Source organism: Alkalihalobacillus deserti (assembly GCF_020734105.1).
GTDB classification, from domain to species: domain Bacteria; phylum Bacillota; class Bacilli; order Bacillales; family Bacillaceae_D; genus Halalkalibacter; species Halalkalibacter deserti.
Map to the genome: position 1 here is coordinate 1 of NZ_JAJAFR010000068.1, position 1,013 is coordinate 1,013.

Annotated in this window: 1 protein-coding gene; it reads right to left on the bottom strand. The window is 41.0% G+C overall.

Annotation, left to right across the window (positions count from 1 at the left end; all coding sequences use genetic code 11):
- On the bottom strand, positions 1 to 1,013 hold a 1,013-nt coding region (locus LDX58_RS25665), incomplete at both ends, for an IS110 family RNA-guided transposase (protein WP_227940480.1).

Genomic DNA, 1,013 nt, shown 5'->3' on the forward strand with positions numbered 1-1,013 from the left:
GAATGTCGAACAATTGATTGCTCCCTTTGCTTATCGAAGTAATCTTCGCCTAAGTCTACATACATTTCTTTACGGGTTAAGAGATAATAAGAGATACGTAACATGGCGTGAGCGACGACAATTCCTGCTCGTTTCCTGCCTTTTCGTGATGCTGTACGTCTATACAGTGCGCCAAGATAGTTTTTGGATCCTCTTACTGAATGAGCTGCTTCTGTTAATGCCGATCTCAGATACTTGTTCCCTTTTTTGGTTTTAGAAGACTTCCTTTTGCCAGCACTTTCGTTCTGTCCAGGTACGAGACCCGCCCATGAACACATGTGAGCTGCGCTAGGAAACTGCTTACTCACATCGGTTCCAACCTCAGATAAGATTTGTTCAGCCATTCGAGTAGCGATCCCAGGAATAGAATCTAATCGATCGATATCCTCTTGATAGGAGCTGACCCTTTTCGCTACTTCTTGATCAAGCATCTCAATTTCCTCACTTAAAAAATCAATATGCTTTATAATTGTTTTTAACATTAATCGTTGATGTGGACTTATATAACCTCGAAGAGCCAGTTCAAGATCAGCCTTTTTTCGTTTTAATGTACGTTGAGCCAAATTTGCTAGTTTTTCAGGATCTTCTTCACCTTCGGCTATGGCACGAAGCATATTTTTAGAGGAAACTCCCATAATATCTGACACAACAGAACCGAGTTTAATATTCGCTCCTTCTAACACTTTTTGGATCCTATTATGTTGTCTCGCACGCTCCTCAATGATGCTCCGACGATAACGAACGAGTTCCCGTAATTCTCGTTGGTTTCGATCAGGAATAAAACTAGCTTTTAATAATCCATGAAGAAGCAGTTTCGCAATCCATTCGGCATCATTTACATCAGATTTACGACCTGGAACAGCTTTGATGTGTTGGGCATTGACCACTAAAAACACAATGTCTTCACTTTCAAGTAAATTCACAATGGGCTTCCAATATACACTCGTACTCTCCATGGCAACGTGTGTACATCC